Source organism: Streptomyces sp. NPDC093097 (genome assembly GCF_044754325.1).
Lineage (GTDB): Bacteria > Actinomycetota > Actinomycetes > Streptomycetales > Streptomycetaceae > Streptomyces.
The window spans coordinates 1-19,066 of record NZ_JBIVOW010000003.1 but is presented as its reverse complement, the minus strand read 5'-3'; the positions used below and the strand labels follow the sequence as shown (position 1 = coordinate 19,066).

Below are 19,066 nucleotides of genomic sequence, written 5' to 3'. Positions count from 1 at the left end.
GGCGGCCGGCCGGCGGGCAGGTCAGGCTGCGGACGATGTTCCCCAGTCGAACCGAGCCCGCCGGAGGCGTGCCGTGACCGTTGTGCAGTCCCCCGTCCGCAACCGCGCCGCCCTCCGCAGGGCCGTCGCCGCCCCGCTGCTGGTGTGCACCCTGACCATGGGAACCGTCGCCTGCGGCGGATCGAAGGAGAGCCAGGGCGATGCCGGCGGCACGCCCAGCCCGACCAGCTCCGTGGAGAAGCAGAAGTTCGCCAAGACCCGCTTCGTGGCCAACGCGGGCCTCGCGGCCGGCGCCGCCTACGAGTGGATCATCAAGCCGTACCGCGCGGGCGGCTTCAAGCACGGCGCCCCGCACCGCAAGCGGGCGCTGGTCAAGGCGGGTCTGGCCGGGGTCTTCACCTACAACCGGCTCAAGGCCGCGGTGCACAACGCCCAGGGCGACCCGGCGCTCTCCAAGGCGCTGGCCCCGCTCAACAGCGGGATCGACTCACTGAAGAGCCTCGGCACCAAGCTCCGCAGCGGCGATGCGGACACCGGTGACATCAACAAGTTCCAGAACGTCATCGGCGGCGTCAAGGACGCGGGGAAGAGCAACGGCGCCGAGGTCACGAACCAGGTGCCGAGCCTGTCGCAGCTGGGCGGGTAGCGGGTCGCTGGGCGCTTGGCCCGGCTTCCCACGTTGTCGGCCTTCCCGCCGTGCCTGTCCGCTGCGCGGGGCTTGTCGGGTGTGGTGCCGGTCCGCTGCGCGGGGCTGTTGGGTGCGGTGCCGGGTCTGTGGGGCGGTAGGGGTGTGCCGGACTGCTTCGCTTTACGTCCGGCACACCCCTACCGCCCCACAGACCCGTCCCCTCCCGTGTGTGGTCGGTAGTTCAGGTGGGTGGGGTCAACTCCCGGTGGGTTGGTGCGGGGTGTGGGCCGAGTAGTCGGCGGACATGTGAACCGTCATCCTCGTGTGACCGTTGGGCGCGCTGTGGCATGGGCGGTGTCATCGGATCTCCCGGGGCATCCGGAGGGTCCTTCGTGGCGGTGTAATAGGGAGGTCGGCAAGGGGAGTTGGCGATACCGTGCGTCGCATGACTGCTCAGGAATCACCTGCGACCCAGCCCGGACCGCTCCAGGGCTCACTTGACCATGGACGTTACTGTGCGGAACTGCTCGCCGAGACCGAGCGGTTCCGCGCGGCGCTGCGCGGGGCCGATCTGACCGCGACCGTGCCCACCTGTCCGGACTGGACCCTGGCCGAGCTCGCCCGGCACGTCGGCGGCGCGCACCGCTGGGCCGGGGAACTGGTCGCCACCCGCGCCACCGAGGTGATCGCCTGGGGCGACGTCCCCGGCTCCGGCGGACCGGAGGGCAGCACCCCCGAGGCGCTCGACCTCTGGCTGGCCGAGGGTGCCGAGCGCACCGTGGCGGCGCTGTGCGAGGCCGGTGCGGACGCCGCCGTCTGGTCCTGGGCGACGGACCACACGGCCGGGTTCTGGGCCCGCCGGATGGCCCACGAGACGGTGGTCCACCGCGCCGACGCCGCACTCACCACCGGCGCCGCGTACGAGGTCCCGCCGGAGCTCGCCGCCGACTGCATCGACGAGTGGCTCCAGCTGTGCGCCCTGCCGGAGGCGGCCGCGCGCTGGACGGAGCGCGCCGACGGCGCGTTCGGGCCCGGCCGGACGATCCACCTGCACGCCACCGACGCCCCGGCAGACCTGCATGCCGAGTGGATCCTGGACCTGACCGGCGACCGGCTGGCCCACCGCCGCGCCCACGAGAAGGCCGCGGTCGCGCTCCGCGGCCCGCTCACCGAGCTGCTGCTGGCCCTGTTCCGCCGGCGGTCCGTCGAGGACGCGGGGATCGAGGTGCTGGGCGACCGGTCGGTGTTCGACCGCTGGCTGGAGTACGCGTCCTTCGAGTGACCGGCCGGCCGGGCCGTCAGGAGTTCAGCTCGGCCAGCACCCGCAGCGTGGTCGGGTCGGGCGCGGTCACCAGCAGGTCGGTGACCGGCCCGGCGCGCCACAACTCCAGCCGCTCCGCGATCCGTTCGGGCGGCCCGACCAGCGAGATCTCGTCGGCGAAGGCGTCCGGCACGGCCCGCACCGCCTCCTCCCGGCGGCCCTGGAGGAAGAGTTCCCGGATGCGGCGGGCGGCTTCCGGGTAGCCCATCCGCGCCATCAGGTCGGCGTGGAAGTTCCTCCTGGCGTGCCCCATGCCGCCGATGTAGAAGCCGAGCATCGCCTTGACCGGCAGCAGCCCCTCGGCGACGTCGTCGCAGACCAGGGCGCGCACCATGGGGGCGATCAGAAAGCCGTCCGGGGCGTGCTCCAGCGACGGGCGGTAGACCTCGGTGCGGGTGGGCGACCAGTACAGCGGCAGCCAGCCGTCGGCGATCTCGGCGGTCTGCGCGATGTTCCGGGGGCCCTCGGCGCCGAGCAGGACGGGCAGGTCGGCGCGGAGCGGGTGGGTGATCGGCTTCAGAGGCTTGCCGAGGCCGGTGGCGTCCGGGCCCCGGTAGGGGTGGGGGTGGAAGCGCCCCTCGGAGGCCACCGGGCCCTGCCGGCGCAGGACTTGGCGGACGACGGCCACGTATTCCCGGGTGGCGGTCAGCGGGCTCTTGGGGAACGGATGCCCGTACCAGCCCTCGACGACCTGCGGTCCGGACAGCCCCAGCCCCAGCAGGACCCGCCCGCCGGAGAGGTGGTCGAGGGTGAGCGCGTGCATCGCGGTGGCGGTGGGGGCGCGGGCGGCCATCTGGGCGATGCCGGTGCCCAGTTTGATGCGGGAGGTGTGCGCGGCGATCCAGGTGAGCGCGGTGAACGCGTCGGAGCCCCAGGACTCCGCGGTCCACACCGAGTCGTAGCCCAGGCGCTCGGCCGCGCGGGCGAGGTCGAGATGCCGGGGATCGGGGCCGCGGCCCCAGTAGCCGAGTGCCAGACCGAGTCGCATGGGCCCGCCCCCTGTGTCGACGACCGGTTGTCCGTACGGAACATGACGCTGCGTCAGCTCTCCGGTCCGCGCACTGTACGGGGCCGCCGCGGACATGGCAACGGCCCCCCGCCCGAGGGGCGAGGGGCCGTGCGGCGGGCCGTAAGGCGGCGTCAGCCGCGCTGGATGCCCGTGGTGTCCTGGAGGATGCCGCGGCGGCCGTCCTGGGTCTGCGCGACGAGCGCGGCGCCCCGCTGCTCCACCGCGAGGTACCAGGTGCCGGGCGCCAGTTCGGCGATCGGCGACGGCGAGCCGTCCTCGCCGTAGAGCGGGCGGGCCACCGGCACCGCGAACCAGAACGGCGCGAAGTCGGCCGGGCCGCCGGCCGCCGGAGTGGCACCCGCGGCGCCGCCGGCGGTCGCCCCGGCGGCGGCACCCGTGCCCCCGGCCTGCTGGCCGCCGTAGGGCTGGCCGCCGTAGGACTGGCCGCCGTGGGCCTGGCTGCCGTGGGTCTGGCCGCCGTAGGGCTGCTCGCCGTAGGACTGGCCGCCCGGGTAGCCGTAGCCGCCCTGCTGCTGGGCGCCGCCCGGGTAGCCGTACCCCTGCTGCTCCTGGGGAGCCTGCTGCGCCTGGGGAGCGTGGTGTCCCTGCTGGGCCTGGGCGCCGCCGTACGGACCGGCGACCTGCTGCGGACGGGGCGCGCCCATCAGCGGGGCCTTCAGTGCCGGGACGAGCGGGGTGGCCACCGCGGCGCCCGCCTGGGCCAGCGCGGCGATCAGGCCGAGGATCAGACCGACGCCCGCGCCGCGGCTGTCGATGATCGCCCAGAACGCGGTCCAGGCGGCGAACACGGACAGCGCCACCCCGAACTGCCCGAGGTCCAGGCCGGCGACCTTGCGCGGCTGCGGCAGCGCCCGCGCCGTGACGATCAGGGCGGCCGCGATGACGCCGGCCAGGTAGACGCTCATCAACAGGTGCAGTGCCTGCCAGGCGTTGGCGGCGCCGTACGAGTCGAGGCCGAGGAACGAGGCGATCAACAGCAGTGCCGCTGCTCCGATCACCACGCCGTCGCCTCGACTGAGGGAGCGGATGTTCACGTAAAGGTCCTTTGTCGGTTTCGTGTTCCTGGTCGACGGCGGGAGGGCGTCGACCCGGTCATTGGCGCGCGGTGCGGGGCACGGCGAAGGTCCCCATCGTAAAAGAGAACCTATCGCCGAATCCTGTGGGCCGCCCCGGGGTATCGGTGCGGCCCGCGGACGGAAGTCCGTTCGGCGGGCGGCGGAAGTCCGTTCAGTGCGTCAAGAAGTCCGTAATGCCCTCGGTGATCCCGCGGGCCGCCTTTTCCCGCCATCCCGCGTCGGTCAATTGCGCGGCATCTTTGGGATCGCGCATATTGCCGCACTCGATGAACACCTTCGGCACCGCGGAGAGGTTCAGCCCGCCGAGATCGGCGCGGACGTCCAACCCGGTCCCGTGTCCGAGGTAATTGGAACGGGAACTTCCGGTCGTCGCCGCGAACCGGTCGGCCAGCCGCTCGCCCAGATCCCGCGAGGGCGCCACGATCCGGGAGGTGTCGGCGGCGCCCGCGGCGACCCGCGCCGGGAGGATGACATGGAAGCCGCGGTTCCCCGGGTCCGAGCCGTCGGCGTGGACGGAGACCGCGGCGTCCGCGTGCGCCTTGTTCCCCGCCGCGGCGCGGGCGTCCACGCACGGCCCGTACGGGCGGTCGCCGTCCTGGGTGAGGACGACCTTGGCGCCCTCCGCCTCCAGGAGCGCACGGGCCCGCCGCACGACGTCGAGGGTGAACGCCGCCTCGGCATAGCCGTCGTCGGTGGCGGTGCCGGTGGTGTCGCACTCCTTGTGGTCGTTGCCGATGTCCACGGAGCGGGCGATCTCGCGGGTGTGGTCGCGGTTGCGCGGGTTGTGGCCGGGGTCGAGCAGCACGGTCTTGCCCTTGAGGCCGGCGTGCGGAGCGCCGGTGGAGGCCGGGTGCGCCGCGTCCCCCGCGGGCCCGCCGTCCGGCGCCGGCGACCCGGAGGCGGAGCCGGCGGGGGCGGCGCCGCCGACCGGCGGCCGCCAGGCCAGCCAGCCGCCGACACCGACGGCCACCACCACGGCCGACGCGATCAGCAGGGTGCCGCGCGAGCGGCGGGGCGGGGGGAAAGGACTGCTGTTCGACACCTGGGCGATGGTAGCCGCCTCAGATTCCGGCCCCGGTGCGCCGCAGGACGCGCAGCGAACGGTGCGCCGAGACCTCGGTGAACGCGCCGGACGCCAGGGCCCTGCGGTAGATGCGGTACGGGGCCTGGCCGCCGTCCGCCGGGTCCGGGAAGACGTCGTGGATGACCAGCAGCCCGCCGTCGGCGACGTGCGGGGCCCACCCCTCGTAGTCGGCGGTGGCGTGCTCGTCGGTGTGCCCGCCGTCGATGAAGACCAGGCCGACCGGTGCCTGCCACACCCTCGCGGCCTGCGGCGAGCGGCCCACCAGGGCGATCACGTGGTCCTCCAGGCCCGCGGCGTGCAGGGTGCGGCGGAAGGTCGGCAGGGTGTCCATCCGCCCGACGGCCGGATCGACGACCTCCGGATCGTGGTACTCCCAGCCGGGCTGCTGCTCCTCGCTGCCCCGGTGGTGGTCCACCGTGACGGCCATCACCCCGGCGGCACTCGCCGCCTCGGCGAGCAGCAGCGTGGAGCGGCCGCAGTAGGTGCCGATCTCCACCAGCGGCAGCCCCAGCGCCGCCACCTCGCCGGCCGCCGCGTACAGGGCGAGCCCCTCGTCCGCGGGCATGAAGCCCTTCGCCGCCTCGAAGGCGGCGAGGATCTCCGGCCGGGGCGGGGTCGGGGCCGTGGGAGCGGTCATGGGCTTCCTCCTGGTGGGCGCGGCCGGGCTGCGGCGGCCGTCGGTGCCCCGGTGCGCCGCATCGGACGTGCGGCGCACCGGGCGTTGGGCATCGTGCGGCGGGGCCCCGCGGTGGACGTCCCCGCGGAGAGATCCCGCGGTAGGGATCGTGCCGTACCGGGGACGGGGGCGCGGAACGGGGGTTCGCCCACCCGCCGTTGCCCGCTGTGCCACCTCCCGCTTTCTCCGTGACTCCTGCTCCTCCTGCGTCGCCTGTTCCTGTCGTGCCGACTCCGTCTCCGTCCCCGCCCGTTCCTGTAACCAGGGCGTTCCCGGCGGCCGGGAATTCGCCGCATTCCCGCGCGGGCCGAACGCGAAGCGGAACACGCCCGGAACGCGCGGGGCAACGTGCGGGGAACGCGCATCAGCCGCGCGCCGAGATCGGATGCCGAACCGGCCCGGAGCGGATGCCGTGCGTACCCCGAATCGGTAAGCGCTCCGAATCCCCGCGGGGAAAGTCCGCCGATAAACCGCCGGGCTGCGCGCGGTAATAGCGAACGGCCCGCACGGAATTCGCCGAACCGTTTCCGGTTCGCGTCCGGGCCGTTTCCCGTCGAGGGCCGCACCGTACGGCCGCGGAGGCGGACCGGGACCGCCCCGACCCCGCTCTCCCCACTCCACCCTGCATCTGACCTTCCGTCAGATTGGAACGTGTTCTACTCTGCCCGGCATGGGCATCGGAATCACGCAGGACCACCGTGACCTCGCGGAGGCCGCGCGCGGCTGGGCCGCCCGGACCGTACCGCCCGACGACGTGCGCGCGCTGCTCGACGCCCCGCCGGCGCGGACCGGCCGCCCCGGCCACTGGGACCGGCTCGCCGAACAGGGCCTGCTCGGCCTCCACCTCCCCGAGGCCGACGGCGGGGGCGGCGGCGATCTGCTCGATCTCGCCGTCGTCCTGGAGGAGTTCGGCCGCGCGGCGTTACCGGGCCCCTACCTTCCCACCGTCCTCGCCGCCGAACTGCTGCGCCGCGGGGGCGCGCCCCGCCCCCTCCTGCGGGCGCTGGCCACCGGCGAGCGGATCGCCGCCGTCGCCCTCGGCAGCGGCACCCTCACCGCCGCGGAGAGCGCCGACGGGTACGTCCTCGACGGCACCGCGCCCCCGGTCCTGGCCGGCGGCGACGCCGATCTGCTGGTGCTGGCGGCTCGGGCGGCCACGGGGACGGTGTGGCTGGCGGTGGACGCCGCCGACCTCGCCGTCCGCGTCCAGGACAGCGCCGACCCGACCCGGCCGACCGCCGAGATCGGCGCCGAGGCCACGGCGGTGCCCGGCGACCGGCGCCTCGCGATCGACGGCGCACTGGTCCGCGACCTCGCCGGGCTGCTGTGCGCCGCCGAAGGCTGCGGCACCGCCGCCTGGGCGCTGGAGGCCGCCGCCGCGCACGCCGCGGTGCGCGAGCAGTTCGGCCGCCCCATCGGCCAGTTCCAGGGCGTCAAACACCTCTGCGCGGACATGCTGCTCCGCTGCGAGCAGGCCCGTGCGCTGGTCTGGGACGCCGCCCGGGCCGCCGGCGAGGAACCCGCGGTGCGCGGTCTGGTCGCCGCGCTGGCCACCGCGACCGCCCTGGACGCCGCCGTCGGTTGCGCCAAGGACTGCATCCAGATCCTCGGCGGCATCGGCTTCACCTGGGAGCACGACGCCCACCTCCACCTGCGCCGCGCGCTCACCGCCCGCCAGCTGCTCGGCGGCGGCGACGCCCACCGGCAGCGCGCCGCCCGGCACGCCGCGGCCGGCGCCCGCCGCGCCCTGAAGCTGGAACTCCCCGCCGAGGCCGCCGGGTTCCGGGACCGGGCGCGCACCACCGTCGACCGGGTGCGCGGCCTCGAACCGGCCGCCGTCCGCCGCGCGCTGGCCCCCACCGGATACGCCGCGCCCCACCTGCCCGCCCCCTACGGGCTGGGCGCCGGCCCCGTGGAACAGCTCGCCATCCAGCAGGAGATGGCCGCCGCCGGCGTCCGGATCGCCGACCTGGGCATCGCGACCTGGGTGGTGCCCGCCCTCCTCGCCCACGGCACGGCCGCCCAACAGGAGCGGTACCTGCCGCCCACGCTCCGCGGGGACCTGACGTGGTGCCAGCTCTTCTCCGAGCCGGAGGCCGGATCGGACCTGGCGTCGCTGCGCACCCGCGCCGTCCGCACCGCGGACGGCGGATGGCGGATCACCGGCCAGAAGGTGTGGACCTCGGCCGCGCGGACCGCCGACCACGCCATCCTGCTCGCCCGCACCGACCCGGACGCGCCCAGGCACCGCGGCCTGACCTTCTTCCTCGTCGACATGGCGGCCCCCGGCGTCGACGTCCGCCCCCTGAAGGAGATCACCGGCGACGCCCTCTTCAATGAGGTGTACCTCGACGATGTGCCGCTGCCGGCGGACGCGGTGGTCGGCACCGTCGGCGACGGCTGGCGGGTCGCCCGCACCACCCTGGGCAACGAACGCGTCCACATGGCCGACCAGGTGGCCTTCGACACCGGCCTGGAGGCCCTGCTGGCGCGCACCGCCGACCTCGACGGCGCGGTCCGCGCCCGGCTCGGCGCACTGGCCGCCGAGGCGCACGCGCTCGGCTGCATCGCGCTGCGCACCACCCTCCAGCAGGTGTCCGGCCTGGAGCCGGGCGCCGGCGCCAGCATCCGCAAGCTGGTGCAGACCGCGCACCAGCAGAAGGCCGCCGAGCTGGCCCTGGAACTGCTCGGCCCGGCCGGCGCGGTCCGCGAGGGCCCCGGCGAACGGGCCCTGCACGGCTTCCTGATGTCGCGCTGCCTGACCATCGCCGGCGGCACGACCCAGGTCCAGCTGAACGTCGTCGCGGAACGCCTCCTCGGCCTGCCCCGCGACCCCGAGCCCCGCTCCCTCGTCTGACCACCGACCCGCCCCGTCCTCTGGAGGATGATCCGCATGGCCGGCACGGCGTACCTGATCGGCGTCGGGATGACCCGGTTCGAGAAGCCCGAGACCCGTGAGTGGCAGTACTGGGAGATGGCGAAGGAGGCGGGTGGTGCGGCGCTCGCCGACGCCGGCATCGGCTACGACGCGATCGAGCAGGTGCCGGTCGGCTACTGCTACCAGGCGTCCACGGCCGGCCAGCGCGCCGTGTACGAACTGGGGCTCACCGGCGTCCCCGTCTACAACGTCAACAACAACTGCGCCACCGGTTCCACTGCGCTGATGATGGCCCGCCAGTTCGTCGCGTCGGGCCTCAACGACTGCGTCCTGGCACTGGGCTTCGAGCAGATGAAGCGCGGCGCGCTGGGCGCCGGCGCCGGTGGCGGAGCCGCTGGTGCGGGGGGCTCGGCTTCCCCGGTCGCCCGGCACTACGGCGTGATGGCCGCGGCCCACGGCTTCGAGCGGACCCCGCCCACCGCCCAGATCTTCGGCAACGCGGCCCGCGAGCACATGGACCGGTACGGCACCACCGCCGAGCAACTGGCCATGGTCGGCGCCAAGAACCACCGGCACTCCGCGCACAACCCCTGCGCCCAGTTCCGCGACGTCCACACCGTCGAGGAGGTGCTCGCCGCCCGCACCGTGCACCGCCCGCTCACCAAGCTCCAGTGCTCACCGACCTCCGACGGCGCGGCGGCCGCGGTGGTCGCCTCGGCGCGGTTCGTCCGCGAACACGGCCTGGCCGACCGGGCGGTGGAGATCGTCGCACAGGCCATGACCACCGACACCGAGGAGAGCTTCGCCTCCGGTTCCTGCCTCGACGTCGTCGGCGCACCGATGACGTCGGCCGCGGCCCGGCAGGTCTACGAGGCCGGCGGCCTGGGCATCGAGGACGTCGACGTCATCGAGCTGCACGACTGCTTCTCCATCAACGAGCTGCTGACCTACGAGGCGCTCGGGATGTGCCCGGCGGGCGCGTCGGGGAAGCTGATCGCCGACGGCGCCACCACCTACGGCGGCCGCTGGGTGGTCAACCCCTCCGGCGGGCTGATCTCCAAGGGGCATCCGCTGGGCGCCACCGGGATCGCCCAAGTCACCGAGCTGTGCTGGCAGTTGCGCGGCACGGCCGGCGACCGCCAGGTGCCCGGTGCCCGCGTCGGCCTCGCCCACAACATCGGCCTGGGCGGCGCGGCGGTGGTGACGCTGCTGCGGAAGTGAGCGGTGGGGGAGTCTTGGGGAGTGGCGGGCTGAAGGGGCGCCTGCGCCCGGGCTCGGGGCCCCGTTCTTCCTGGCCGCGACCTACGTCCGTGGCCCTAGGGCCGGGCGGGCGGGAACGCGCCGTTATCCCGATGCGCCGGGCGCGCGTTCGGTGCAAGCATGGGCGGCATGCCCCCGATAGCCACCTCCTCCACGCTGTCCGCGGCCGCGCGCCGGACGGCCGCGCCGGCCTGGCTGGTGATGCTGCTGGTCTGCGCCGGACAGTTCCTGGTCGTGCTGGACGTCTCCGTCGTCAACGTGGCACTGCCCGCGATGCGGACCGGACTGGGCCTGTCCGAGCTGGGACTCCAGTGGATCGTCAACGCCTATGTGATCACCTTCGCGGGCTTCATGCTGCTCGGCGGCCGGGCCGCGGACATCTTCGGCCGTAAGCGGATCTTCGTCGTCGGGCTGGCGCTGTTCACCGTCGCGAGCCTGGCCGGCGGGCTGGCCCAGCAGCCCTGGCAGCTGATCGCCGCCCGCACCGTCCAGGGCGTGGGCGCCGCGGTGCTCTCCCCGGCCACGCTCACCATCCTGACCACGTCGTTCCCGGCCGGTCCGGCCCGCACCCGGGCCATCGCGACCTGGACGGCGGTCGGCGCGGGCGGCGGCGCGGTGGGCGGTCTGGTCGGCGGCGTCCTGACCGAGTACCTGACATGGCGCTGGGTGCTGCTGATCAACGTGCCGGTGGGCGCACTGGTGTTGGCCGGTGCGGTGCGGTGGCTGAGCGAGAGCCGGCGGGACGCCGCGCGGCGGCTGGACGTGCCCGGTGCGCTGCTGGTGACCGGCGGGCTCGGGCTGGTGGCGTACGGCATCGTGCAGACCGAGACGCACGGCTGGGGGGCGGCGGCCGCGCTGCTGCCGCTGGCCGCCGGGCTGGTGGTGGTCGCGGTCTTCGTCGCCGTCGAGGCGCGCACCAGGGCGCCGCTGATGCCGCTGGGGCTGTTCCGGCGGCGGTCGGTCTCCTCGGCGAACGCGGCGATGGTGCTGGCCGGCGCCGCGATGTTCTCCATGTGGTACTTCCTCTCGCTCTACACGCAGAACGTCCTCTCCTACACCCCCCTTCAGGCCGGGCTCTCCTTCATCCCGCACTCGCTGTGCATCGTGCTGGGCTCCAAGGCCGCGCCCCGCCTGATGAACTACGTCGGCGCCAAGACCCTGGCGGTCAGCGGCGCGGCGATCTCGCTGTGCGGCATGCTCTGGCAGAGCACGCTGACCGTCGACGGCACCTACCTCGGGACGATCCTCGGCCCCGGTGTCCTGATGGCACTGGGCGCCGGACTGACCGCGACGCCCACCGCGGCGATCGCCACCTCCGGCACCGACCCGTCCGACCAGGGGCTGGTCTCCGGCCTGATCAACACCTCGCGGCAGATGGGCGGCGCGCTGGGCCTGTCGGTGCTCTCCACCGTCGCGGCCTCCCGCATCGCGGCCGGGCACGGCCGGGCGGCCCTGGCCGGCGGCTACGGACTGGCCTTCCTGGTCGGCGCGGTGGTGCTGGCGGCCGGTATCACGCTGATGCTCCTGGCGCTGCCGCGCCGGCGCGCGGACGTCGCCCACGGCTGAGCGGCGCCGCCCACGACCGCGTGGCTGCCCCGCCCCGTGCCGGGGCACCCGCCGCCCTCGCCGGGCCCTGCCGGCCCCCTCCCGCCGGCCGCCCGGAGAGCGGCCCGATCCCGGACGGCCGGCGGGTGGCGTGCGGAGGGGACCTACAACCACCCGTTGCGCCGGGCCGCGCGCACCGCCTCCATGCGGTTGCGGGTGCCGGTCTTGCCGATGGCGGCCGAGAGGTAGTTGCGGACCGTGGCCTGCGAGAGGTGGAGCTTGGCGGCGATATCGGCGACCGTCGCGCCGTCCACGGCCGCAGTGAGGACATCGCGCTCGCGCTGGGTCAGCGGGTTGGGTCCGGCGCTCAGGGCCGCGGCGGCCAGCCCCGGGTCGATCACCCGCTCACCGGCCAGCACCCGGCGGATCGCCTCCGCCAGATCCTCCACCGGACCGTCCTTCACCAGGAAGCCGGACGCCCCGGCCTCCATGGCGCGGCGCAGATAGCCGGGCCGCCCGAACGTCGTCACGATCAGCACCTTGCACGACGGCAGTTGGTCGCGCAGCTCGGCGGCGGCGTCCAGCCCGCTCATACCGGGCAGTTCGATGTCCAGCAGCGCGACGTCCGGCCGGGACTGCAACGCCGCCGGAATGATCTGGTCGCCGGCCGGGACCTGCGCCACCACCTCCATGTCCGTTTCGAGGTCGAGCAGCAGCGCCAGCGCGCCCCGCATCATCCGCTGGTCCTCCGCCAGCAGGATCCTGATCACCCGGCCCACTCCTTAGCATCCGCAGCATCCGCCAGATCGCCCGCGCCCACCGGTAGTTCGGCGGCGACGCGGAAGCCGCGCCGGCCGTCCGGGCCGCTGCGCAGCGTGCCGCCCGCCGCGGCCAGCCGCTCGGCCAGCCCCGTCAGACCCGTACCGCCCAACGGTCCGGTGGCGGCGCCGGGCACGGGGAGGGCCCCGTCCGCGTCGGACGCATCGGAGCCTACGGGACCCCGGCCGTCGTCCGTGATCGTCAGCCGTACCCGGTCGTCGTCCGCGTAGACCTCTATCGCGCAGCGGGTGGCGCCGCTGTGCCGGACGGTGTTGGTGACGCCCTCGCGGACCACCCAGCCCAGCAGCGCCTCGGCCTGTGTCGGCAGCGGCGGACCGGCCTGCCGGACCACCGACTCGATACCGGCGCCGTCCAACGCCGAGCGGGCCCGGTCCAGTTCGGTGGCCAGGCTCCCCTTGCGGTAGCCGGTGACCGCCTCCCGGACCTCGGTGAGCGCCTGCCGGCCCACCGCCTCGATGTCGGCGGCCTGGGCCAGCGCGGCGGAGAGGTCGCGGGGGCCCAGCCGGCGCACCGCCTCCGCCTTCACCACCACCACGGACAGCGTGTGCCCCAGCAGGTCGTGCAGATCGCGGGAGAACCGCAGCCGTTCCTTCTCCACGGCGCTGCGGGCCAACTCCTGGCGGGTGGCCCGCAGTTCCTGGATGGTGTCGAAGAGGCTGAGGACCGTGGCCGTCACCAGGCCGGACAGGAACGTGCCGTAGCCGATGCCGAACGAGCCCCAGGGGTCCTCCTGCCGCAGTCCGGAGATGACGCCCGCCGTCCCGCTGAGCGCGACCAGCCAGACGGCGAACGGTTTGCCGCGCAGCGTGCGCACCGTGCCCGACGCCAGCGACAGCAGCGGGAAGAACAGCAGCCATTCGCCGCCGAAGCCCAGCGCGACGGCGAAGGTCACGGCGGCCAGCGCGGCCAGCGCGCCGATCGGATAGCGGGTGTCGCGCAGCCGGGGGCTGAAGGCGGCGAAGACGACGTTCACATAGAGGGCGTTGAAGGCGAGGAGCCCGAGGCCGGCCAGCCAGGGGTTGCCGGACTTGCCCTGGATGATGTTGGAGAACGCGCCCGCCCCCATGAACAGCCAGGGCAGGAAGGCGTACCGCCCGGGCCCCCTGTCGGCCCGCTGGGCCCGTGCCTTCCGCCCGCACCGGTGCGGGTCCGCCCCGCCGTCGGGCGCCGCCTTCGGCCCCCGCCGCCGTCCGATCCACTGCATACCGCTCACTGCCCCCGTGTCGTCCTCCGCCGCCGACCGCACCGCCGGTCACACTGTCCGTGCCGCCCGGCGGTACGCGTACACCGCGTATCCGCCGAAGAGTGCCAGCCAGGCGGCCAGTATCGCCACCGTCGCAAGGCTCGGCGCACCGCCGTGCGCGACGCTCAGCCCGAGGTCGGCGAAGCGGTTGGCGGGCGTCCAGCCGGACAGCGTGCGCAGCCAGCCGGGGAACGCCGCGGCCGGGAACCACAGTCCGCCGACGATCGAGAGCACCAGCAGGCAACCGGTGTTGACCAGCCCGGTGGCCTGCGAGGAGAGGCGGTAGCCGTTGCCGAGGCCGAGCAGGGTGAACGGGACGGTGCCCAGCCACAGCAGCACCACCAGCGCGGCCCACTGCCAGACCGCCAGCCGCACGCCGTTGACCAGCCCGCCCACCAGCAGCACCGCGCCGAGCGCCGGCAGCACCGTGACCGAGCCGGTCAGCCCGCGGCCCACCACCACCTGCGCCGGGCTCAGCGGGATGCTCCGCAACTGCCGCAGCCAGCCCAGGCTCTTGTCCTCGGCGACGCCGCCGCCGGGGCCGAACGCTGCCCCCAGCGCGCCGTACGCGGCCAGGCCGACCATGGAGTAGAGCTTCCAGTCGGCGGCCGACCCGCCGGCGCCGAGGCGGGTGAACAGCAGGTACATCAGCACCGGCATCCCGATCCCGAAGAACACATAGCCCTTGTCGCGCAGGGCGCGGCGGATTTCCAGACGGACGTAGGCGAACATCACACCGTCTCCTTCGCGTTCGAGGTCGAGTTCGAGGTCCGGGCGCCGGGGGTGCCGGGCGCCGTGCCGGTCAGGGCGAGGAAGGCGTCCTCCAGGCTGGCCGGGGCGACCTGGAGACCGCGGATCAGATCGAGGGCGGCCAGCGCCCGGACCGTGGCGTCGGAGTCCGCGGTGCGCAGCCGGGCGCGGTCACCGTGGATCTCCACCGCCGTCACCCCGGGCAGCGCGGCCAGCGGCCCGGTGCCCGCGCCGGCGAGGTCGAGGGAGACCAGCGAGCCGCCGGCCCGCTGCCGGATCTCGGCACCGCTGCCGTCGGCGACCACCCGGCCGCGGTCCAGCACCACGATCCGGTCGGCGTGCTCGTCCGCCTCCTGGAGGTAATGGGTGGAGAAGAGCACGGTGTTGCCGCGGCGGGCGTAGCGCCGCATGGAGTCCCAGAAGGCGCGCCGCGCCTCCACGTCGAGGGCGGCGGTGGGCTCGTCCAGCACCAGCAGGTCGGGATTGCCGGCCAGGGCCACCGCGAAGCGGACCCGCTGCGCCTGGCCGCCGGAGAGCCGGTCGATCCGCCGCCCGGCCAGCGCGTCGAGCCCGGCCAGCTCCAGGGCCTCGTCGACGCCCATCGGGCGCGGGTAGGCGGCGGCGACGAAACCGATCAACTCCCGGACGGTGACCCGGGGGATGGGCTTGCCGTCCTGGAGCATCGCCCCCACGCGGCCCGCCCGCACCGCCGCCTGAGGCGCGCCGCCGAACAGCCGCACCTCCCCCTCGGTGGGCGGCAGCAGGCCCAGCAGCATCGCCACGGTGGTGGACTTGCCCGCGCCGTTGCGGCCGAGCAGTGCCACGGTCTCGCCCTGGGCGAGGGTCAACTCCAGCCCGGCCACGGCCTGCACCGCGCCGTAGCTCCGGGTGACGTCGGAGAACGCCACCGCGGCGCCCACCGGTGCCCCTCCGGGCGCCCGGCCCCTGCTCATCGTCGCCGTCATGCCTGCCTCCCCGTTGTGCCGGCGCGGATTCCGCCGCCGGCGATGGCGGTGCCGCTGCGCCGCCGTTCCGTGGCGCCGCCGCACGCTGTCTGTCCTGCTGCCCAAGACGCTACGGAGCGTTGCGATCGTGCGGCAGATGCGAATGTCGAGGAATACCCCTGACAAATGTCACGGGTGGCGAGGGGAAGGCCGGGAGACGGGGCGGGCGGCCGCTCGTTCACGGCGGCGACCGCCCACCGGCCCATATCTGACATACCGTCAGGGGTCTTCCGGGCGCCGCCCGCATCGGCTATACATGACTGCCATCGGCTAGAACGCGTTCTAGAAGTGCAGTGCGCCGACGGGCGCGGGCCCGCCGATCCGATACGACCCCGGCACGGCCGACGGTGCGGACGGCCGGGCCGGGGTCTTGACACCGTGGTGAAGGAGCAGCACCCCCATGCCCATCGACGCCGCCAAGGCCACCTCCGCCGAGCCGCGGACCACCGAACTCGCCTGGGACCACAAGGACGTCCAGCTCTACCACCTCGGCATCGGCGCCGGCGCCGCCACCGCGGAGCGGCCGCACGCCGCCACCGACCCCGACGAACTCCGCTACACCCTGGAGAGCGCGCTGCACGTGCTGCCCAGCTTCGCCACCGTCGCCGGATTGGGGTCTCCCCTGGTCGAGCGAAGTCGAGAGCTTGGGGAAGGGATGGCGCTGGCCGGCGGGCTCTCCGCCCCCGGCATCGACGTCGACCTGGCCGCCGTGCTGCACGGCGGCCAGACCGTCACCGTGCACCGCCCGCTGCCCGTGCACGGCCGCGCCACCCAGACCTCCACCGTCCCGGCCGTCTACGACAAGGGCAAGGCGGCCGTCATCGTGCTGCGCTCCGAAGTGGCCGACGACGACGGGCCGTTGTGGACCTGCGACACCCAGATCTTCGTCCGCGGCGAGGGCGGCTTCGGCGGCGAGCGGGGGCCGTCGGTCCGCGGCGAACTGCCCGACCGGGCGCCGGACCTGACCACCGAGCGCCTCGTCCGCGCGGACCAGGCGCTGCTCTACCGCCTCTCCGGCGACTGGAACCCCCTCCACGCCGACCCGGAGTTCGCGGCGCTCGCCGGCTTCGACCGGCCGATCCTGCACGGCCTGTGCTCGTACGGGGTGACGCTGAAGGCGGTGGTGGACACCGTGCTGGACGGGGACGTGACCCGGGTGCGCGCGTACAGCACCCGGTTCGCGGGGGTGGTCTTCCCGGGGGAGACGCTGCGGATCCGCGTCTGGCGGGACGCGACCGTGGGCGGCAACTCCGAGCCGGGGCAGCCGGGTTCGGACGGCCGCCTCCAGGTGTCGGTCACCGCGGCGGACCGGGACGACGCGCCGGTGCTGGCGGACACCGTGGTCGCGTACCGGTAGCCGCCCGGCGGGGGCACCCCCGGCCCCGTCGACCCGCCGGACCGTATGTCGAAGGAACTCGCGAGAGGAGCCGTAGGTATGCGCGCAGCCGTACAGCACGAGACGGGACGGGACAGGCTGGAGGTGCTCGACGACGTCGAGGCGGTGGGGTTCGGGCCCGGCCGGGTCAGGATCCGGATCCGGGCCACCGGGCTGTGCCACTCCGACCTCTCCGCGATGAACGGGGTGCTGCCGCAGCCCACACCGTTCGTCCCCGGGCACGAGGGGGCCGGGGAGATCCTGGACGTCGGCGAGGGGGTCACCAACCTGAAGGCGGGCGACCGGGTCCTGATGTGCTGGCTGCCGGCCTGCGGCAGCTGCCCGTCCTGCAAGCGCGGCCAGACGCATCTGTGCCTGGCCGGGTTCATGAACGCCGGCACCCCCAACTTCACACGCCCCGGCGGCGACGTCTTCGGCTTCGCCGGGACCGGCACCTTCACCGAGGAGGTGGTGGTCGCCGCCCACTGCGCCGTCCCGATCCCGGACGACGTCCCCTACGAGATCGCCGCCCTGATCGGCTGCGGGGTCACCACCGGCCTCGGCGCCGTCTTCAACACCGCCCGGGTGGAGGCCGGTTCCTCGGTCGCGGTGATCGGCTGCGGCGGTGTGGGCATCTCCGTCATCCAGGGGGCGCGGGCCAGCGGCGCCGCCCAGATCATCGCCGTCGACCCGGTGCCGGCCCGCCGCGAGGCCGCCCTCCGGTTCGGCGCCACCGAGGCCGTCGCCCCCGACGGACTCGCCGACGCCAAGGCCCGGATCACCGGGGGAGAGGGCTTCGACCACGTCTTCGAGGTCGTCGGGAAGTCCGCGACCGCCCGCACCGCCTACGAGACCACCCGGCGCGGCGGCACCCTCTGCATCGTCGGCGCGGGCGCGCTGGACGACGCCCTCCAGCTGACCATGTTCGAGCTGTTCTTCGACGAGAAGCGGATCCTGCCGTCGCTGTACGGGGGCGGCGATGTGCTGCGCTCCTACGAGCGGACCATCGCCCTGTGGCGGGCCGGCCGGATCGACCTCGAAGGACTGATCACCCACCGCGTCCGGCTCGACGACGTCAACGACGCCCTCGACCAGATGCGTTCGGGAACGGCCCTGCGCACCTGCATAGAGATCTGACAGCGCGCCGCCCTACGGGACGAGCACAGCAGCGGACGACTGCACAGGAGAGGACACGCATGGCACAGCCACTGGAGGGCCTGACCACGATCGTCACCGGTGCCGGCCGCGGACTGGGCCGCGCCGAGGCCCTCGAACTCGCCCGCCTCGGCGCCCGCGTCGTCGTCAACGACTACGGCGGCCGGGTCGATGGAGGGCCACCCCGGCCCGAGCGGAGCCGAGAGCCCGGGGGAGGCTCCGGCGCGGCCTGCGCCGCCCCCGCCGAGGAGGTCGCCGCCGAGATCCGCGCGGCCGGCGGGCAGGCCGTCGTCCACACCGGCGACGTCGCCGACCACCAACAGGCCGGTGCGCTCGTCCAGTTGGCGATCGACACCTACGGGCGGCTGGACATCCTGGTCAACAACGCGGGCATCCTGCGGGACCGGATGGTGTTCTCGATGACCGAGGACGAGTGGGACTCGGTGATCCGGGTGCACCTCAAGGGCCACTTCAACACCACCCATTTCGCGGCGGCCCACTGGCGCGCCCGCGCCAAGGAGACCGGCGGCCCGGTCCACGGCCGGATCGTCAACACCTCCTCCGAGGCGTTCCTGGCGGGCTCGGCCGGCCAGCCCAACTACGCCGCGGCCAAGGGCGGCATCGTCGGCCTCACGACGTCCACGGCGCTGGCGCTGGCCAAGTACGGCGTGACCGCCAACGCCATCTGCCCGCGCGCCCGCACCCGGATGACCGAGGACGTCTTCGCCGGCATCCCCGGACACCAGGAGGGCGCGGCCACCGGGGACGGCCGGCTCGACCCGCTCGCGCCCGAGCACGTCGCGCCGCTCGTCGGCTACCTCGCCTCGCCGGCCGCCGCCGGGGTCAACGGCCAGCTGCTGGTCGTCCACGGCGGCATGGTCGCCATCGCCGAACGCCCGCGGATCGCCGCGAAGTTCGACACCGCAAAGGAGCTCTTCAGCTACGAGGAGCTGGACGGCCTGCTCACTCCGTACTACGCGGGGCGGCCGGCGCACGAGACCTTCGCGGCCGCCGAGGTGCTCGGCCTCAAGCACGACTGACGGGCGCCCGGCCCGCGAGCGCGGCCGGCGGGCGCCGGGCGGGGCGCACCGGACGCAGAACGGCCGTGGGGGGGGGCCCCCGGCGGGGGGGGGGGGGGGCCCCGCCCCCGGGGGGGGGGGGCGCCCCCCCCGCGGCGGGGCCCGGGTGGGGCGGGGGGGGC

General features: G+C 74.6%; 16 protein-coding genes. 8 read left to right on the top strand and 8 right to left on the bottom strand.

The features are described from left to right. Positions 1-73: 73 nt before the first annotated feature. Both ACIQE0_RS05520 and ACIQE0_RS05515 read left to right on the top strand, forming a co-directional pair. Positions 74-646, top strand: a complete 573-nt coding sequence (locus ACIQE0_RS05520) for a hypothetical protein (RefSeq protein WP_366336923.1) — start codon at positions 74-76, stop codon at positions 644-646. 427 nt (positions 647-1,073) lie between these two features. Further along, positions 1,074-1,910: a maleylpyruvate isomerase family mycothiol-dependent enzyme gene (locus tag ACIQE0_RS05515; RefSeq protein WP_366331988.1), complete on the top strand. Its 837-nt coding sequence runs from the start codon at positions 1,074-1,076 to the stop codon at positions 1,908-1,910. Between the two features lie 16 nt (positions 1,911-1,926). Here the strand turns inward: ACIQE0_RS05515 and ACIQE0_RS05510 are convergent, their stop codons facing one another. The 4 genes from ACIQE0_RS05510 to ACIQE0_RS05495 all read right to left on the bottom strand — a co-directional run bounded on the left by ACIQE0_RS05510 (position 1,927) and on the right by ACIQE0_RS05495 (position 5,776). Beyond that, positions 1,927-2,937, bottom strand: a complete 1,011-nt coding sequence (locus tag ACIQE0_RS05510) for an LLM class F420-dependent oxidoreductase (protein ID WP_402329292.1) — start codon at positions 2,935-2,937, stop codon at positions 1,927-1,929. A gap of 152 nt (positions 2,938-3,089) precedes the next feature. Beyond that, positions 3,090-4,013 carry a hypothetical protein gene (locus ACIQE0_RS05505; protein ID WP_402329290.1) on the bottom strand — a complete coding sequence of 308 codons (924 nt, stop codon included), beginning with the start codon at positions 4,011-4,013 and terminating at the stop codon, positions 3,090-3,092. A gap of 193 nt (positions 4,014-4,206) precedes the next feature. Continuing rightward, positions 4,207-5,097 carry an N-acetylmuramoyl-L-alanine amidase gene (locus tag ACIQE0_RS05500; protein WP_402329288.1) on the bottom strand — a complete coding sequence of 297 codons (891 nt, stop codon included), beginning with the start codon at positions 5,095-5,097 and terminating at the stop codon, positions 4,207-4,209. 19 nt (positions 5,098-5,116) lie between these two features. Next, a complete protein-coding gene (locus tag ACIQE0_RS05495; protein ID WP_402329286.1) occupies positions 5,117-5,776 on the bottom strand; it encodes a class I SAM-dependent methyltransferase in 660 nt (219 codons plus the stop codon). 709 nt (positions 5,777-6,485) lie between these two features. On the opposite strand from ACIQE0_RS05495, the gene ACIQE0_RS05490 reads away from it, so the two are divergent. From ACIQE0_RS05490 to ACIQE0_RS05480, 3 genes are all read left to right on the top strand, one after another. Then, positions 6,486-8,672, top strand: coding sequence for an acyl-CoA dehydrogenase (locus tag ACIQE0_RS05490; protein ID WP_402329284.1), 2,187 nt, complete (start codon positions 6,486-6,488; stop codon positions 8,670-8,672). A gap of 36 nt (positions 8,673-8,708) precedes the next feature. After that, positions 8,709-9,914, top strand: a complete 1,206-nt coding sequence (locus ACIQE0_RS05485; RefSeq protein WP_402329282.1) for a thiolase C-terminal domain-containing protein — start codon at positions 8,709-8,711, stop codon at positions 9,912-9,914. Between the two features lie 159 nt (positions 9,915-10,073). Then, positions 10,074-11,519 carry an MFS transporter gene (locus ACIQE0_RS05480; RefSeq protein ID WP_366331981.1) on the top strand — a complete coding sequence of 482 codons (1,446 nt, stop codon included), beginning with the start codon at positions 10,074-10,076 and terminating at the stop codon, positions 11,517-11,519. Positions 11,520-11,662: 143 nt separating this feature from the next. Here ACIQE0_RS05480 and ACIQE0_RS05475 read toward each other — a convergent pair whose 3' ends face one another. From ACIQE0_RS05475 to ACIQE0_RS05460, 4 genes are read right to left on the bottom strand one after another with little or no spacing between them, the layout of a single operon-like run. Further along, positions 11,663-12,268 carry a response regulator gene (locus tag ACIQE0_RS05475; protein WP_402329279.1) on the bottom strand — a complete coding sequence of 202 codons (606 nt, stop codon included), beginning with the start codon at positions 12,266-12,268 and terminating at the stop codon, positions 11,663-11,665. After that, positions 12,265-13,542 carry a histidine kinase gene (locus tag ACIQE0_RS05470; RefSeq protein ID WP_402329813.1) on the bottom strand — a complete coding sequence of 426 codons (1,278 nt, stop codon included), beginning with the start codon at positions 13,540-13,542 and terminating at the stop codon, positions 12,265-12,267. The genes ACIQE0_RS05475 and ACIQE0_RS05470 overlap by 4 nt, the downstream gene beginning before the upstream one ends. 48 nt (positions 13,543-13,590) lie before the next feature. Further along, positions 13,591-14,313 carry an ABC transporter permease gene (locus ACIQE0_RS05465; RefSeq protein ID WP_366331978.1) on the bottom strand — a complete coding sequence of 241 codons (723 nt, stop codon included), beginning with the start codon at positions 14,311-14,313 and terminating at the stop codon, positions 13,591-13,593. Beyond that, a complete protein-coding gene (locus ACIQE0_RS05460) occupies positions 14,313-15,296 on the bottom strand; it encodes an ABC transporter ATP-binding protein (RefSeq protein ID WP_402329277.1) in 984 nt (327 codons plus the stop codon). The genes ACIQE0_RS05465 and ACIQE0_RS05460 overlap by 1 nt, the downstream gene beginning before the upstream one ends. A 439-nt stretch (positions 15,297-15,735) precedes the next feature. Between ACIQE0_RS05460 and ACIQE0_RS05455 the strand changes: the two genes are divergently transcribed. From ACIQE0_RS05455 to ACIQE0_RS05445, 3 genes are all read left to right on the top strand, one after another. Then, positions 15,736-16,692, top strand: a complete 957-nt coding sequence (locus ACIQE0_RS05455) for a MaoC/PaaZ C-terminal domain-containing protein (protein ID WP_402329275.1) — start codon at positions 15,736-15,738, stop codon at positions 16,690-16,692. 78 nt (positions 16,693-16,770) lie between these two features. Further along, entirely contained in the window at positions 16,771-17,847 is a 1,077-nt protein-coding gene (locus tag ACIQE0_RS05450; protein ID WP_402329273.1) for a Zn-dependent alcohol dehydrogenase, read from the top strand. A 59-nt stretch (positions 17,848-17,906) separates the two neighbouring features. Then, the gene (locus tag ACIQE0_RS05445; RefSeq protein ID WP_402329271.1) at positions 17,907-18,905 is read left to right on the top strand and encodes a 3-oxoacyl-ACP reductase; all 999 of its coding nucleotides are present in this window, start codon (positions 17,907-17,909) and stop codon (positions 18,903-18,905) included. Positions 18,906-19,066 lie beyond the last annotated feature (161 nt).

Bases quoted from the DNA above. Each gene is read 5' to 3' on its own strand.
- ACIQE0_RS05515 (WP_366331988.1), top strand. From the start codon at position 1,074: ATGACTGCTCAGGAATCACCTGCGACCCAGCCCGGACCGCTCCAGGGC.
- ACIQE0_RS05510 (WP_402329292.1), bottom strand. From the start codon at position 2,937: ATGCGACTCGGTCTGGCACTCGGCTACTGGGGCCGCGGCCCCGATCCC.
- ACIQE0_RS05495 (WP_402329286.1), bottom strand. From the start codon at position 5,776: ATGACCGCTCCCACGGCCCCGACCCCGCCCCGGCCGGAGATCCTCGCC.
- ACIQE0_RS05490 (WP_402329284.1), top strand. From the start codon at position 6,486: ATGGGCATCGGAATCACGCAGGACCACCGTGACCTCGCGGAGGCCGCG.
- ACIQE0_RS05485 (WP_402329282.1), top strand. From the start codon at position 8,709: ATGGCCGGCACGGCGTACCTGATCGGCGTCGGGATGACCCGGTTCGAG.
- ACIQE0_RS05480 (WP_366331981.1), top strand. From the start codon at position 10,074: ATGGGCGGCATGCCCCCGATAGCCACCTCCTCCACGCTGTCCGCGGCC.
- ACIQE0_RS05470 (WP_402329813.1), bottom strand. From the start codon at position 13,542: ATGCAGTGGATCGGACGGCGGCGGGGGCCGAAGGCGGCGCCCGACGGC.
- ACIQE0_RS05465 (WP_366331978.1), bottom strand. From the start codon at position 14,313: ATGTTCGCCTACGTCCGTCTGGAAATCCGCCGCGCCCTGCGCGACAAG.
- ACIQE0_RS05460 (WP_402329277.1), bottom strand. From the start codon at position 15,296: ATGACGGCGACGATGAGCAGGGGCCGGGCGCCCGGAGGGGCACCGGTG.
- ACIQE0_RS05455 (WP_402329275.1), top strand. From the start codon at position 15,736: ATGCCCATCGACGCCGCCAAGGCCACCTCCGCCGAGCCGCGGACCACC.
- ACIQE0_RS05450 (WP_402329273.1), top strand. From the start codon at position 16,771: ATGCGCGCAGCCGTACAGCACGAGACGGGACGGGACAGGCTGGAGGTG.
- ACIQE0_RS05445 (WP_402329271.1), top strand. From the start codon at position 17,907: ATGGCACAGCCACTGGAGGGCCTGACCACGATCGTCACCGGTGCCGGC.